General features: G+C 63.6%; 14 protein-coding genes. 2 read left to right on the forward strand and 12 right to left on the reverse strand.

Annotated elements, in window-relative coordinates; genetic code table 11:
• Positions 1 to 123: 123 nt before the first annotated feature.
• Genes NKJ34_RS13355 through NKJ34_RS13365 form a run of 3 tightly spaced genes read right to left on the reverse strand, consistent with a single transcriptional unit; the run spans position 124 to position 1869 of the window.
• Entirely contained in the window at positions 124 to 696 is a 573-nt protein-coding gene (locus NKJ34_RS13355) for an archaellin/type IV pilin N-terminal domain-containing protein (protein WP_253738814.1), read from the reverse strand.
• 28 nt (positions 697 to 724) lie between these two features.
• Positions 725 to 1303 carry an archaellin/type IV pilin N-terminal domain-containing protein gene (locus NKJ34_RS13360; protein ID WP_253738815.1) on the reverse strand — a complete coding sequence of 193 codons (579 nt, stop codon included), beginning with the start codon at positions 1301 to 1303 and terminating at the stop codon, positions 725 to 727.
• Positions 1304 to 1305: 2 nt separating this feature from the next.
• Positions 1306 to 1869: an archaellin/type IV pilin N-terminal domain-containing protein gene (locus NKJ34_RS13365; RefSeq protein WP_253738816.1), complete on the reverse strand. Its 564-nt coding sequence runs from the start codon at positions 1867 to 1869 to the stop codon at positions 1306 to 1308.
• Positions 1870 to 2225: 356 nt separating this feature from the next.
• Between NKJ34_RS13365 and NKJ34_RS13370 the strand changes: the two genes are divergently transcribed.
• Positions 2226 to 2561: a winged helix-turn-helix domain-containing protein gene (locus NKJ34_RS13370; RefSeq protein ID WP_253738817.1), complete on the forward strand. Its 336-nt coding sequence runs from the start codon at positions 2226 to 2228 to the stop codon at positions 2559 to 2561.
• Here NKJ34_RS13370 and NKJ34_RS13375 read toward each other — a convergent pair.
• On the reverse strand, positions 2558 to 3304 hold the full coding sequence (locus NKJ34_RS13375; protein WP_253738818.1) for an RAD55 family ATPase: 747 nt from the start codon (positions 3302 to 3304) through the stop codon (positions 2558 to 2560). The two genes, NKJ34_RS13370 and NKJ34_RS13375, sit on opposite strands and share 4 nt — an antisense overlap.
• 196 nt (positions 3305 to 3500) lie before the next feature.
• Here NKJ34_RS13375 and NKJ34_RS13380 point away from each other — a divergent pair, with 196 nt between their 5' ends.
• On the forward strand, positions 3501 to 4097 hold the full coding sequence (locus NKJ34_RS13380; protein WP_253738819.1) for a HalX domain-containing protein: 597 nt from the start codon (positions 3501 to 3503) through the stop codon (positions 4095 to 4097).
• Between the two features lie 19 nt (positions 4098 to 4116).
• Here NKJ34_RS13380 and recJ read toward each other — a convergent pair whose 3' ends face one another.
• The 8 genes from recJ to pspAB form a co-directional block, all read right to left on the reverse strand.
• A complete protein-coding gene (gene recJ / locus NKJ34_RS13385) occupies positions 4117 to 5556 on the reverse strand; it encodes a RecJ family nuclease (protein ID WP_253738820.1) in 1440 nt (479 codons plus the stop codon).
• A gap of 46 nt (positions 5557 to 5602) precedes the next feature.
• The gene (locus NKJ34_RS13390; protein ID WP_253738821.1) at positions 5603 to 6349 is read right to left on the reverse strand and encodes a uroporphyrinogen-III synthase; all 747 of its coding nucleotides are present in this window, start codon (positions 6347 to 6349) and stop codon (positions 5603 to 5605) included.
• Positions 6346 to 7143 (reverse strand): uroporphyrinogen-III C-methyltransferase, encoded by a 798-nt coding sequence (gene cobA / locus NKJ34_RS13395; protein WP_253738822.1) that lies wholly within the window; start codon positions 7141 to 7143, stop codon positions 6346 to 6348. The genes NKJ34_RS13390 and cobA overlap by 4 nt, the downstream gene beginning before the upstream one ends.
• Positions 7136 to 8254, reverse strand: a complete 1119-nt coding sequence (hemC, locus tag NKJ34_RS13400) for a hydroxymethylbilane synthase (protein ID WP_253738823.1) — start codon at positions 8252 to 8254, stop codon at positions 7136 to 7138. The genes cobA and hemC overlap by 8 nt, the downstream gene beginning before the upstream one ends.
• Positions 8255 to 8306: 52 nt before the next feature.
• Positions 8307 to 9644 carry a glutamate-1-semialdehyde 2,1-aminomutase gene (gene hemL, locus NKJ34_RS13405; protein ID WP_253738824.1) on the reverse strand — a complete coding sequence of 446 codons (1338 nt, stop codon included), beginning with the start codon at positions 9642 to 9644 and terminating at the stop codon, positions 8307 to 8309.
• A 130-nt stretch (positions 9645 to 9774) separates the two neighbouring features.
• The gene (locus NKJ34_RS13410; protein WP_253738825.1) at positions 9775 to 11454 is read right to left on the reverse strand and encodes an ammonium transporter; all 1680 of its coding nucleotides are present in this window, start codon (positions 11452 to 11454) and stop codon (positions 9775 to 9777) included.
• A gap of 373 nt (positions 11455 to 11827) precedes the next feature.
• A complete protein-coding gene (radA, locus tag NKJ34_RS13415; RefSeq protein ID WP_253738826.1) occupies positions 11828 to 12859 on the reverse strand; it encodes a DNA repair and recombination protein RadA in 1032 nt (343 codons plus the stop codon).
• 123 nt (positions 12860 to 12982) lie between these two features.
• Positions 12983 to 13591, reverse strand: coding sequence for a PspA-associated protein PspAB (pspAB, locus tag NKJ34_RS13420; protein WP_253738827.1), 609 nt, complete (start codon positions 13589 to 13591; stop codon positions 12983 to 12985).
• Positions 13592 to 13710 lie beyond the last annotated feature (119 nt).

The raw sequence follows: 13710 nt of genomic DNA on the forward strand, positions 1-13710 counted from the left end.
TTGGCTCGCCGGACCGGTTCCGCGTCGACGCCGTCGCTGTTCGGCGAGCGGGTCGAAAAATCGAAATCACGAACGGGACCGCTGCGGTCCGGACGTGGTGGTTGAAAGTCGGTTCGGCCGTGATCAGAGCCGCACGGCAGTGCGTCCGACCAGTGAGTCGGGCACACGGAGCTCCTCGATCGTCGACGCGCCGGAGGAGGTCGTTAACGTGATCGTGGCACTGTCGCCGCCTTCGATCGTTTCGTTGTAGTCGGTGCCGTTTTCCAGGATTATTTCGTACCGGTCAGCTCGGTCGGTAATAACGTTGTCGTTGGTATCCGACGTTATATTTTCAACGTTATCTTTGTTGATTACGTCGGTGGTGACTTTGTCGTCAGTGACGAGTTGGAAGGTTACGTTCTCCAGTTGGATATCACCGGCACCAGGGGATTTCGTCACGATGAGAGTTATATTCTCAAGCGTGGCGTTGCCCTGTTCCCCTTTGATCTGACCAGTCGCGCTCTGGACCTGCAGCCGGTCGGCGACCTGCTGTCGAGTCTCCTGACCGGTCGCCTCGGCCTGCGTCTGGAGGAGGCCGGCCGTGTTGATCAGCACGCCGGCGGCGATCGCTGCCACCAGCACCATCGCGATGAACACGATGAGCGTGCCGATCCCGACCTGACCACGGGAGTCCGTGTTGTAGAGTTCTTTGAACATGGTTCTATTGGATGTGTTTGTGGTCGAATTACAGTGCGACTGCGCTACGATCCACGAGCGAATCGGGGACGCGGAGTTCCTCGACCGTCGAGGCACCCTGTGCGGTCGTTAGCGTCAGCGTGACACTGTCGCCGCCTTCGAGCTCACGGCCGATTGAAGTATTGGCACTGAAGTTGAGCAGGTAGCGATCGGATCGGTCCGTGATGACGTCGTCGTTCGTATCGGCATCGATGACACCGATACTACTACCACTTCCGGACTTGTTGACTACGTCCGTGCTCACCTCCTCGCTCGTGACGAACTCGTAGGTCACGTTGTTCAGTTGGATGTTACCCGCACCGGGTGCTTTGGAAACCGTGAGGTTCACTGCGGTGACGTTCCCACGGGCTTCGCTGACCTGTCCCGACGCGCTCTGAATCTGGATTCGGTCGGAGACCTGCTGTTGTGTCTCCTGGCCGGTGGCTTCGGCTTGCGTCTGGAGTAACCCAGCCGTGTTGATCAGCACACCGGCGGCGATCGCCGCAACCAGCACCATCGCGATGAACACGATAAGCGTCCCGATACCAACCTGACCGCGGTCATCAGTGTTAAACAAAGTTTCAAACATTGTTACAGCTTCACCGCCTTCCGATCAACGAGTGAGTCCGGCACGCGAAGTTCTTCGACCGTCGACGCACCCTGTGCGGTCGTTAGTGTCACTGTCACAGTGTCGCCGCCTTCGAGTTCCGTATTACTTTCACCGATATCACTGGTAGGGAATGTGAGTCTGTATCGGTCAGACCGGTCGGTGATCACGTTATCGTTCGTCTCGTTCTCGATGTATTTGATGTTGGAGCTCGGATCAATTACGTCCGTGCTAACTGCGTCTTCCGTGACGAACTCGTAGGTCACGTTCTCCAGTTGGATATTGTCAGCCCCCGGTGCCTTCGTGACCGTGAGGTTCACTCTGGTGACGTTCCCCGTAGTCTCGTCGACCACGCCGGTCGTACTCTGGATCTGTAGTCGGTCGCTGACTTGCTGTTGTGTCTCTTGACCGGTTGCTTCGGCCTGCGTCTGGAGCAACCCGGCCGTGTTGATCAGTACCCCTGCTGCGATCGCGGCGACCAAGACCATGGCAATGAACACGATGAGTGTCCCAATGCCGACCTGGCCGCGGTCTGTGTCGTTTAACATAGTGGGTCGTTTCCGCGTCGGTGTACCGTTCGCTGTGGCACCCGACGTTACGCTCAACAAACAGGATCCGAATAATAAAGGTATGTCCGAAAGTATTGTCTTTGATAATTGCGTAGATGGCGTGTAAACGGCCTGAAACGGCCGAAAACCGGAACACGTCGACAAAACATGAAGTTTGGAATGGTAACTAGTAGCGTGAATCTGGCAGCGTGGTACCGCCCATCCGAGCCGAGACGGGCCGACTCGCTACCGGCCTCCGAGCGAGATGCGAATACCGAACGTGATACTCGGGTGGCGATTCGGGCCGACAGGCCCACCGATACCCTTTTTATCCTGACTCTCCCAGTTATCAATCAATGACATCGGAGGATCTCATCGAGGTACTCGGTAACAAATACAATACCGAGATCCTCTCGGCGACAACCGATCCCAAATCCGCCCAGGATCTGAGCGACGAGCTAGACGTCCCCATCGCCACCTGCTACCGGCGGATCAACGAACTCACCGAGACCAACCTCCTAGAGCTCCACGACCGGCCGCTGTCGGACGAACACCGCCGGATCAAGGTCTACCGCCGTAACGTCGACGAGATCGAGATCAGCTTCGACGACGGGGTCGACGTCGAACTCTCCGAGCGGTCGGTGGTCAAAAACAAACTCGACGATGTCTGGCGGACGATGTCGAACAGCTAAAACGAGGGGCCGCCGCCCGCACCGGTGCCGCCGTCGCCGCCCATCATTGAAAAGCCGCTGGCCTTGTCGTGGACGGTGATGCCGCCGTCGCCGATCTCCATCGGGAAGATGTCGGTGTTGATGTCCTGTTTCCGCATTTTGGCGACCCAGACGTAGCGGTTGACCCCGGAGTCGGTCGGCGTCTGGATGACGTAGATGTTGCCGTCGGTGAGGAAGTTTTCGAGGCCGATCTCGGTGTCGGGGAACACCGCCGCCTGCTCGTTGACCAACAGCGAGGTCAGGCCGTACTCCTTGAGGATATCCGAGAATTTGAGGAGATAGGTGCGTTTCTCGCGTTCGTCGTCGAAAAACAGCTGGAACATCGTCAGCGAGTCGAGGACGAGTCGGTCGTAGGCCGCCGCCGAGAAGTCCTCCAGCAGTTTGTCCATCGTCGCGGTGAAGTCGCCGTCGCTCAGCATGTCGCGTTTGTCGTAGATCTTGATCTCGCCGGCCTCAACCAGTTCGGCGAACCGGTCGAAACCGACCGACTCGGCCGACGCGAGGATGTCGTCGGCGTTCTCCTCGAAGGAGATGTAGATGCCGGGCTCGTCGAACTCGGTGACCCCCGTATAGAGGAACTGCATGCCGAAGATGCTCTTGCCGGTCCCCGGATTCCCGCTGACGAGGACGGTCGCGTTTTCGACGATGCCGCCGTTGAGGATCGCATCGAGTCCGTCGACCCCGGTTGGAACTACGTCTGTCATACCTGTTTGCAACGTAATATGACCGCCCACTAAAAGAGCCCACCGGCTCGATCGGGTTGTTACCGTATCTTTGACAAACGATTAGTAGATACATTTATACCCTCGGGGTTGTGGATGTCTCTGTACGGATGGGTGTGTGGCACAGCGCTGACCGACCGCGACATTCGGGGCCTCAACCCCGCCGAGTGACACCACCATGACAGCAGGGACGATCCTCGTCGTCGAAGACGACACGTCGGTAACGAAGCTCTACGTCCAGTTTCTCGAACCGGAGTACACGGTGCTGACTGCCGAAACAGCCCAAGCGGGGATCGATACGCTCCTCGGCGAGCACGACAGCGACGACGACCCGTCGACGACCGCCGTCGACGCCGTCCTGCTGGATCGACGGCTGCCCGATGCGCCCGGCGAGGAGGTCCTCGATTTCATCGAAGAGCAGGGCTTCGACTGTCGCGTGGCGATGGTCACCGGCGTCGAACCCGACTTCGATATCGTCGACATGGGGTTCGATCTCTACATCGTCAAGCCGGTCACCCGCTCGGAACTCCTCGAAGCCGTCGAGACGCTGTTCGTCCGCTCGGAGTACGGCGGGCTGCTCCGAGAGGCCGCCTCGCTGGCCTCGAAGCGCGCCTTGCTTGAATCGGAGAAGTCCGACGCCGAACTCGAAGCCAGCGACGAGTACACCACCCTGTTGGATCGGATGAGCGAACTCGACGACGAACTGCTGGATCTGGCGGGCTCGCTATCTTCCGACGACTACCGCGTGATGTTCCGCGATCTCGGCAACGCCTGATCGAGCGTCGACACGGCAGCTAGTTCGACTTCTCATCCAACTGTTCCCCGACCAGTTCGTTCGCGTGGTCGACGAACGCCGCCTGTCGACCCGCAGGGATCGTCGCCCCCGCCGCGACGTCGTGGCCGCCGCCGTCGCCGTCGACCGCGCGCGAGGCCTCGCGCATGACGGCCGAGAGATCCAGCCCCTCGCGGATCAACTGGTGGCTCCCGCGCGCGGAGACCTTGATCTCGCTGTCGGATTTCTCGGCGAAGGCGATGATCGGCAGATCCCGGCGGACACCGGGCGCGCCGACGGCCATCCCGGCAACGATACCGACGATGGTCTCCCGGATCCGGTTGCCGGCGTCGAACCACTGGAGGTTGTCTTCGACGGTAACGCCCTCGGTTTTGACCCACTCCAACCCCTCCGAGAGGTTCCGACGATGATTGCGGAGGAGTTGGCGAGCGCGATCCAACGCCGCCTCGCGGTCGCCGAGACAGACCGCCAGTCCGACGTCGGCCCGCTCGTAGCGGGCAGTCGCGTTGAGCAGGGTCGAAAACTCGCTGACGTCCCGGAGTTCGGTGCCGGGCTCCTCGCGGGTGAGCTGGTAGCTCGTCCCCACGAGATCGTCGACCCGACTCGCCGGGACGCCGCTTTTGACCGCGCGCTGGACCAGCGCGCTGACCAGCACTTGTCGTTCGTCGTCCGCGAGGTCGACCCAACAGCGCCACTCGCCGTCTGATTTGAGGTCGAGGTCGAGATCGGAGAGAAACTCGATCGCCCCCGCCGCGTCGTTGGAGATGCCGGGAATGCGGGCGTCGCTGGCGTACTCCAACAGTTTCGGCAGCGGGCGGGTCTGTTTGCCGTACAGCGTGAGGTCGGTCGACTCCTCGATGACGCCCGCCTCGACCCCCTCGGAAACGATCTGTGTGTTGGCTCCCGAGAGGCCGTCGACGCCGGCCTGCATGTCGCCAACCGCGCCGACGATCGCCAGCGCCGCCAGATCGCGGTTGTCGGAGTCCTGTTGGGTCGATGACGCGAGCGCACGCGCGAGGACGTAACTAGCTCCGGCTCCGGAGAGTTCCGATGCGCCGTCGATGCCGACCAAAAGCGGGTTGAGGTGGTACTCGGTCGACGCGTCGGCGGGCTGGTGGTGGTCGGCGATGACGGGCGTAAAGTCGCCCGCCGCCTCGTGGCCGGCGATGAGATCGAGTTGGCCGCTGCCGAAGTCGGTGAACAGAACCGTGTCGTGGTCGCTGGCGGCGATCGATTCGAGTTCGGCCGCGTCGAGCTGCTTGGAAAAGACGGTCTCGAACGGGATCGAAGCGCGTTCGAGCGCAGTCGCGGCGATGGCGGCGCTGGTCAGTCCGTCGGCGTCGATGTGGGAGGCCAACAGCACCGAGTCAGCCGCCCGAAGCCGCTCGGCGCAGGCCGTCGCGGAGTCGGCGAGCGCAGTAACAGGGTGAACCGAAGCCATTTGCCGGGCGTTGGGCGGCTTCCGATATAAGGCTCCGCTTCGGTCGCTACTCGGTGTAACTGGGGGCGGCGGCTTCGACGACCTCGGTCGCCAGCGCCTCGAAAGTCGCCTCGCTTGGGACGATGTCGACGTCGATCCCCCGATCTTCGGCCGTCTCGCGTGTCGGCTCGCCGATGGTGCCGACGACCGCCTCGGCGAGGCCCTCGATGGCGGCCTCGCGGACCCCCCGTTCGTCGGCCGCCGCGAGGAAGTGGTCGACTGTCAGCGACGAGGTGAACGCGACAGCTTCGAGTTCGCCGGCGGCGGCCAGTTCCGCCGAGCGACCCGACTCCGGCGGCCGGATCAGTCTGTACAGGACGGTCTCGGCCCAGTCGGCGTCGGCGGCCTCGAGCCCGTCGAGCAGTTCTTGGCTGCCGTGGTCGCTCCGGGCGACTTCGACCCGTTTGCCGGCGACCTCGTCGGCGAGCAACTCGACCAGTCCGGTCGAGCTGTAGGTTTCGGGCTCGCGGTCGACCGTCCAGCCGACAGCCTCGGCGGTCGCGGTGGTGCCGGGGCCGATGCTGACGAGCGTCGTCTCGCCCGGCTCCCAGCCGGCTTCGGCGGCGAGTTCGACGCCCGTCTTGCTCGTGAAGATCGTGTAGTCGGCGTCGGTTGCGGGGGTCGCGTCGGTCGGCTCGACGGCGAGCATCGGGTCGGCGACCGGTGTCGCCCCCAGCGAGTCGAGCAGTTCGACGGCCGCCGTGATCCGCTCGTCGTCCGGTCGGAACACCGCCACGCGGACCTGCTGGCTCATTCGTCGACCTCCGTCGGGGCGATGTCGGGCGTGTCCGACCGGTTCCGGAGGAAGTCGACGACGGCCTCGCGGGTCGCGGCGACCCCGCCGATGATCGTGATGGCAGGGGGTTCGATCCCCCGCTGGTCGCGGACGTCGACGATGGTTTCCATCGTCCCGGTGGCCACACGCATGTTCGGCCACGTCGCCCGCTCGACCAGCGCCACTGGGGTATCGGGATCCATTCCCGCATCGAGCAGCGCCTCGATATAGAGCGGCAGCTTGCCGACGCCCATCAGGACGATCAGCGTCCCGCCGGTCGCCGCCAGCGCCGCCCAGTCGACGGCCGACTCGTCTTTGGTCGGATCCTCGTGGCCGGTGACGAAGGAAACACTTGAGACGTGATCCCGATGTGTGACCGGAATCCCGGCGACGCCCGCACCCGCGATCGGCGAGGTGATTCCGGGGACGACCTCGAAGGGGATGCCGTTGGCCGCGAGGTGTTCCATCTCCTCGCCGCCGCGGCCGAAGACGAACGGGTCGCCGCCCTTCAGCCGGACGACGGTGTTACCCGCCTCGGCGAGGTCGACCAGCCGTCGGTTGGTGTACTCCTGTGGCGTCCACTCGCCGTCGGCGCGTTTGCCGACGTCCTCGCGTTTGTCGTCGGGGATTTCGCCGAGGATTTCCGGCCCGGGGAGCTTGTCGTGGAGCACGACATCGGCCTCCTCAAGCAGGCGGCGGGCCTTGACCGTCATCAGTTCCGGATCGCCGGGCCCGCTGCCGACCAGATAGACGGTGCCCACGTCGTCAGGCATCCTCACCACCCATCACGGTGTCCGCGCCGCCGTCGGCCGCGTCGGCGTCCTCGTCGGCGATCCGGCGGGCCTCCTCGATCAGTTCGGCGGCCCCGCGCTCCCGGAGGTCCGCGGCGAAGTCGGCGGCCGCGCTGGCGTGGTTGGCCACCGGCAGGTCCCGCGTCGCCTCGATGACCTCGCTGCCGTCGTGGCTGAGGATCTGGGCACGGGTCTGGACGTACTCGCCTTGCAGGATCGCGCTTACGCCGATGGGGGCGATACAGCCGCCGCCGACTTCGGCGAGGACGGTGCGCTCGACGGTGGTCTCGATCCGGCTCCGGGGGTGGTCGACGGCCTCACGGATCGTCTCGACCGTCTCGCTGTCGCTGGCCGTGACTGCGATCGCGCCCTGTCCCGGCGACGGGACGAAGGAGTTCGTCGGGAGTTGGGTGGTCGGGACGTCGTCGTAGAGGCCGCTCCGGCGAAGTCCGGCCTCCGCGAGGACGATGGCGTCCATCTCGGTCTCGACGCGGCGTTCCATCGCGTCGCGTTCGATCTGGGTGCGTTCGGTGAACCACTCGTCGGGGTCTTGGGCGTCTTCTCCGTCCTCTTCGGCGTCGACGAGGCGCTGGTGTTCGCGCTGCAGCGAGGGCGCAAGCAGCTTTTCGAGGCGGGTGTCGACGTTGCCCCGTAGCGGGACGATTTCGAGGTCGGGACGGGCCGCGAGCAGTTGGGCGCTTCGGCGGAGCGAACTCGTGCCGACGACTGCCTCGGGAGAAAGTTGGTCGAGTTCGGTACCGTCGGGCGTCACGAGCACGTCGCCGGAGGGGGCGCGTTCGGGGACTCCGGCGACCACGAGGTCATCTGGCATCTCGGTCGGCATGTCCTTCATCGAGTGGACCGCCGCGTCGAGTTCTCCGGCGAGGACCTTCTCGTCGAGCGAGCGGACGAACGCCCCGGTTTTGCCGAGGCGGTGGATGAGTTCGTCCCGAAGCTGGTCGCCGGTGGTGTCGACTTCGGTGAGCGTCACCTCGCGGCGGCGCGAATCGAGCTGGGATTTGACGGCGGTGGCCTGCCGGAGCGCGAGGTCCGAACCGCGGGTGGCAAGCCGGATGTCGGCGTCTGTGGTCATACCTACACCTCAGGGCGGGGCCCCAAAAGCCCATCAGTTCCCGATTCCGAACTCAGAGCGCTTCGGCGTAGGCCTCCAGCGTCGACTCGATGTCTTCCTCGGAGTGGGCATACGAGACGAACTGCGATTCGAACTGGTTGGCCGTCAGGAAGACACCGCGATCTTTCATCTCCTGCCAGAACAACCGCTCCCAGCGGTCAGTCTCGGCGTTGGCGACGTCCGCGCCCGTCTTCGGACAGGAATCGAAGTTCGGACAGTTGGGGTCCTGTCGACACCCCGCGCCACAGGCATCGCCCCGCTCGGTCGCGCCGTCGCGGGTGAAAATCACTTTGAACATGCTGTCGGTGCCGACGACGGTGTACTGGGGAGCCCGTTCTTCGAGCAGGTCGGTCAGCCCGCTGCGGAGCTGGTCGGCCAGCCCGTTGATGTGGTCGTAGACGTCGTGTTCGGCCGCGTACTCCAGCGTGGCGAGTCCGGCGGCCATCGTGACGGGATGCCCCGAGAAGGTCCCCGACTGGAACACGTCGCCCGAGGGGGTGAAGTGCTCGATGATGTTCGATTTGCCGCCGATCGCGCCGACAGGGAACCCCCCGCCGACGATTTTCCCGAACGTCGTGAGATCCGGCGTCACGCCGAACTTACCCTGTGCGCACTGGAGGCCGCCAACCCGGAAGCCGGTGATCACTTCGTCGAAAATCAACAGCGAGCCGTAGTCGTCACAGAGTTCCCGCAGGGTCTCGTGGTAGCCCTCGACCGGGCAGACGATCCCGTTGTTGCCGAGGATCGGCTCGGTGAGGACCGCGGCGATTTCCTCGCCGTGGGCCTCGAACACCGACCGGATCGCCTCGGGGTCATTGAACGGGACCGGAATGGTATGGTCGGCGAACGACTGGGGGATGCCGGCCGTCGACGGCGAGGGGTTGTGGGGGTCGCCCTCGACGAGCGTCGACTCCTGTGCGCCGTGGTAGCCGCCCTGCATGACGACGATCTTGTCGCGGCCGGTGTAGGCCCGAGCGAGGCGGACCGCCGAGACCGTCGCCTCGGTGCCGGAGTTGACAAAGCGGATCATCTCGACACTGGGGACGTGACGGGCGACGAACTCCGCGAGTTCGACTTCGATCTCGGTCGGCGCGCCGTACATCGGCCCCGCCGAGGCGTGGGATTGGATCGCCGACTGGACCGACTCGGGGAGGTCGTGGCCGAACAGCAGTGGGCCGTACCCCATCACGTAGTCGACGTATCGGTTGCCATCGGCATCGATGACGTGGGCACCGTCGCCGCGTTCGATGAAGAAGGGGTACGGTTGGGTCGCTCGCACCGAGGAGTTGACCCCGCCGGGCAGCACTGACAGCGCCCGATCGTAGAGCTCACGGGAGCGTTCGTGGTTCATACCACGCGTTTCGACTCCCGGAACTTGTGCATGTCGGGAGTCGCGGCCGCAACGGACGAACGGAAAAGGAGTGTGGTGTCCCGGAGTGGGACGGAGTGTCAGAGGGGTCGGTCGTGGGGTGCCGATCCTGTTAGACCGCCTCCGTACCCTCTTTGCCAGTGCGGACCTGCACCGCGTTCTCGACGTCCATCACGAAGATCTTGCCGTCGCCCGGCTCGCCGGTGTTGGCCGCCTCGCGGATCGCCGCGACAACCTCGCTGGCGGGCACGTCGGCGACGACACACTCGATTTTTGCCTTCTGGTGGAGGTCGACCGTGTACTCCTCGCCGCGCCAGCTGCCCTTTTTGGCGGGCTGGCTGCCACGACCGGAGACGTTAGTAACCGTCAGCGACGGCGCGCCGACCTCTGCGAGGGCCTGCTTGACCGCACCGAGCTTTTCGGGACGGATCACCGAGGTGATCATCTTAATCTCACCGCCGGCCTCGCCGCCGTCGGTGCGGAACTCGTGGTCGTCAGCACTGCTGCCGCCGTCGGTTTTGATCTCGAACTCGTCGGCGCTCATGCCGTCGCCGCCGTCGGTGGCGATCCGGTCGCTGCCGAACTCGGGGTAGGTGTCGACGCCGTGTTCGGAGATGTCGAGGCCGTCCTGTTCGTGTTCGGGCGTGACGCGTGCTTCGCCGGTCATCTTGAACACGTACCAGATGATTGCAGTTGCAGTGAGCGTCCAGCCGCCGATGATGACAACACCGACGACTTGGGCGATGAACTGGTCGGCGACCGACTCGACGGCACCCGGCACGGCGACGAACGGCATCAGCAGCGCGCCGAGGACACCCGCACTACCGTGGACGGGGAACACGGCACAGACATCGTCGATCTTGAGCCGCTCCGAGACGAATTCGAAGACGATGGGGAGCTGCGCGCCAGCCAGCAGGCCGACGATGATGGCACCCCACCAGCTGGTCGTGTTCGTAATGGCGGTGATACCGGCCAGTCCGGCAAGCATCCCGTTGGCCGTGTACAGCGTGTCGACCTTGCCGGTTTTGAGGTAGGCAACGGCGGCCGAACCGATCGCGCCGGTCGCCATCGCCATCGTCGTCGTCATGACGACGAGACTCAGCGTGTTCGCGCCGTCACCGAGGTCGAAGGCACCGGCGGTGCCGACGTTGAAGCCGTACCAGCCGAAACACAGCATGAGCGTGCCGAGCACGGCGAAGGTCATCGAGTGGCCAGGGATGACGTTTACCGAGCCGTCCTCGTTGTAGCGGTCCATCCGTGGGCCGAGAATCGCTGCGGCCGTGAGACCGGCGATGCCGCCCATTCCGTGGACGATCATCCCACCGGCGAAGTCGGCGAAGGCGGTGCCGGTAATCTGCTCGACGAGGTCCGGACCGGGAGCGGCCCACGTCATCGCCGTGACCATCGGGTAGATCACTGCGGCCAGCAGGAACGTGTAGGTGACGTAGGCGCGGAGTTTCGCGCGGCCGGCGACGGCACCCGAAACGATCGTCGCGGCGGTCATTGCGAAGACAGCACCGTAGAACCAGCCGACGTAGCCGCCGGCACCGGCGGCGGGTGCGAACCCAGCACCGGTCATCAGGCTCTCGAAGCCGGTTCCGATCAGGAAGAACACGGTGACGCCGATTCCCCACGTCAGCATGTTCTTCGTGAGCTGGTTGGCGACGTTCTTCGAGCGTACCTGCCCCGCCTCCAGCATGGCGAAGCCGGCGTGCATGAAGAAGATCAGGAACGATACAGTCAGGATCCACGTCTGGTTGATCGCTTCGACCGCTGTGGCGACATCAGTCATAGGCTGTCCTCCAGTTGGATTACCAACGCTGTACGTTTACAATCGGACACCGTGTTGTGCTCCACGGGCATGGTTGTTTTCGGAATCACGATTGAGACTCATGGAACAGACGGGTATAAGGTTAATCGTTGACAAATACCGTATTTCGGCTATATTAATAGACGGCTGTTAAAAATACGATCTAATAATATGTGTATAAGGTTGTATAGCAGCCACCTGAACGACAATTCTTGCCGAACAAGTTGACGTCTGTTTTGTCAGATTAAATATATTTGATGGAGAGCGATGCTGGCGGCCTGATCGGCACGCGCGTTACCAAATCGGCTGAATCGGCTGAAATCGGAGAGAAGAAGCTCTATACAGCGAGAACTAGTTATTCGGGCTTCAGCCCCTCGTTTTGCACGCGCATCACGCTCTCGCCGTCCGCGAGGTTGGGGGCGTCGACCAGTCGAACGATTCGTTTGTCGCCTTTCGACTTCCGGAGGTAGATCCGGAACGTCGAGGTGTGGCCCAGAATGTTGCCACCGATCGGCTGGGTCGGGTCGCCGAAGTACGAATCGGGGTTGGCCGCGACCTGATTGGTGACGAGGATCGAGGTATTGTACAGATCGCCGATTCGCATCAGATCGTGCAGGTGTTTGTTCAGTTTCTGCTGGCGCTCGGCGAGTTCGCCGCGGCCGACGTACTCGGCGCGGAAGTGGGCGGTCAGGGAGTCGACACAGACCATCCGGACGGGCCACTCGGTGTCCTCGTGTTCGCCGGCGAGTTCCTTGGCTTTCTCCGCCAGGAGGATCTGGTGGTTGGAGTTGAACGCCTTGGCGACGTGGATCCGGTCGAGGAAGTCCCCGACGAGTGCCTCCATCGTCTCCTCGTCGTCGATCGATCCCTCCATGCCGCGGTCTTCGAGGGTGGCTTCGAGGAGTTCGTCGTCGAGGCCCCGGACCATGTCGTCGATCCGCTCGGGGCGGAACGTGTCTTCGGTGTCGACGAAGATACAGGAGCCCCGGAGTCCGCCGTGTTCGGGCGGCAGTTGGACGTTGACCGCCATCTGGTGGGTGACCTGGGACTTGCCAGCGCCGAACTCGCCGTAGACTTCCGTGATGGACTGGGTTTCGAGCCCGCCGCCCAGCAGGTCGTCGACCTCGTCGATCTGCCAGGAGAGCTTGCCGATCTCGTTGCGCCGTTCGAGGACGGTCGCGCCGGTCTCGAAGCCGCCGACGTCGGCGGCCTCGCGGGCGGCGTTGATGATGTCAGCAGCCGTGCTAGAGCCGATGTCGGCCGTGTTCGAGAGCTCGCCGGGGGAGGCGACCGCGATCGACTGATACGTCTCGTAGCCGGCCTCGATCAGTTTGTCCGCCGTGGCCGGTCCGACTCCGGGAAGGGTTTCGAGATCGTCGTCTGCCATTGTACACCGACCTTACTCGGTTCCGTACATAAACCCTCGTTAACTGCGGAGTGAAAGTGAAAAAGGCGAGCGTCGACGGCGGTCGTCGGGATCGATGCAATCAGCAACAGAATCGAAAGCGGGCTACTCCCACGGATGGCCGCCGGGACGGTCGGGCCACAAGGGATACCAGTAGCTCTCGTCGTCTTCAATCCCCAACTCGCCGTCGAGGACCGACTGGAGTTTGAATTCGGTTTTGTTGTCGCGTTCGTGGTCGCCTGCGGGGACGAACGGGTAGTAGCCCCCCCGGCGGAACGAGTAGATCCAGTAGGCGTGGTCGGTGTCACTTTTGTCGAAAGCGAACACGGCAGCCAGCAGCCGCGAGCCGTACCCCTGTTCGATGAACGTATCGGCAGCGAAGTGGATCGTCGTCAGCAGGTCCTCGGGATCGCTGTCGTCGAGGACCACCCAGTTGTAGCCGTGGTCGTCGGCGTGCTGGCTGAACGTCGTTCCCGTGTCCTCGGCTCCGGCTTCGAGGATCGCCTCGACCTCCGCGACCATCTCGCTGAAGTCGGTGCTGTCGACCGACGAGAAACAGAGCGCCGCCTTGCCGGCGTTGTCGTAGCCGAGATCAGCCTCCATCGTCACGTAGGCGGTCGACATTCCGAAGAGGTCCTCGGGGTCGGCATCGCGGGTGGCGTCGGCCTCGGCGCTGACACCGAGGATCGACCGCACCGTATCCATCAATCCCATAGCGGGTCGTTGTGGACGAGGCCTAAAAGCCCCGCCGCCTGTGAGCCGCCTCTCGGTTGGCTGTTGTGGTAGACGAGTGGCTGGCCGGTCGACTGTCGGCCCGGTCGACTGTCGGGCGA

The organism is Halohasta salina (genome assembly GCF_024178165.1).
Lineage (GTDB): Archaea > Halobacteriota > Halobacteria > Halobacteriales > Haloferacaceae > Halohasta > Halohasta salina.

Excerpts from the sequence above, each read along its gene's own strand:
- NKJ34_RS13355 (WP_253738814.1), bottom strand. The coding sequence starts at position 696 with ATGTTCAAAGAACTCTACAACACGGACTCCCGTGGTCAGGTCGGGATC.
- pspAB (WP_253738827.1), bottom strand. The coding sequence starts at position 13,591 with ATGGGATTGATGGATACGGTGCGGTCGATCCTCGGTGTCAGCGCCGAG.
- radA (WP_253738826.1), bottom strand. The coding sequence starts at position 12,859 with ATGGCAGACGACGATCTCGAAACCCTTCCCGGAGTCGGACCGGCCACG.
- recJ (WP_253738820.1), bottom strand. The coding sequence starts at position 5,556 with ATGGCTTCGGTTCACCCTGTTACTGCGCTCGCCGACTCCGCGACGGCC.
- NKJ34_RS13390 (WP_253738821.1), bottom strand. The coding sequence starts at position 6,349 with ATGAGCCAGCAGGTCCGCGTGGCGGTGTTCCGACCGGACGACGAGCGG.
- NKJ34_RS13380 (WP_253738819.1), top strand. The coding sequence starts at position 3,501 with ATGACAGCAGGGACGATCCTCGTCGTCGAAGACGACACGTCGGTAACG.
- NKJ34_RS13410 (WP_253738825.1), bottom strand. The coding sequence starts at position 11,454 with ATGACTGATGTCGCCACAGCGGTCGAAGCGATCAACCAGACGTGGATC.
- hemC (WP_253738823.1), bottom strand. The coding sequence starts at position 8,254 with ATGACCACAGACGCCGACATCCGGCTTGCCACCCGCGGTTCGGACCTC.
- hemL (WP_253738824.1), bottom strand. The coding sequence starts at position 9,644 with ATGAACCACGAACGCTCCCGTGAGCTCTACGATCGGGCGCTGTCAGTG.
- cobA (WP_253738822.1), bottom strand. The coding sequence starts at position 7,143 with ATGCCTGACGACGTGGGCACCGTCTATCTGGTCGGCAGCGGGCCCGGC.
- NKJ34_RS13360 (WP_253738815.1), bottom strand. The coding sequence starts at position 1,303 with ATGTTTGAAACTTTGTTTAACACTGATGACCGCGGTCAGGTTGGTATC.
- NKJ34_RS13365 (WP_253738816.1), bottom strand. The coding sequence starts at position 1,869 with ATGTTAAACGACACAGACCGCGGCCAGGTCGGCATTGGGACACTCATC.
- NKJ34_RS13375 (WP_253738818.1), bottom strand. The coding sequence starts at position 3,304 with ATGACAGACGTAGTTCCAACCGGGGTCGACGGACTCGATGCGATCCTC.
- NKJ34_RS13370 (WP_253738817.1), top strand. The coding sequence starts at position 2,226 with ATGACATCGGAGGATCTCATCGAGGTACTCGGTAACAAATACAATACC.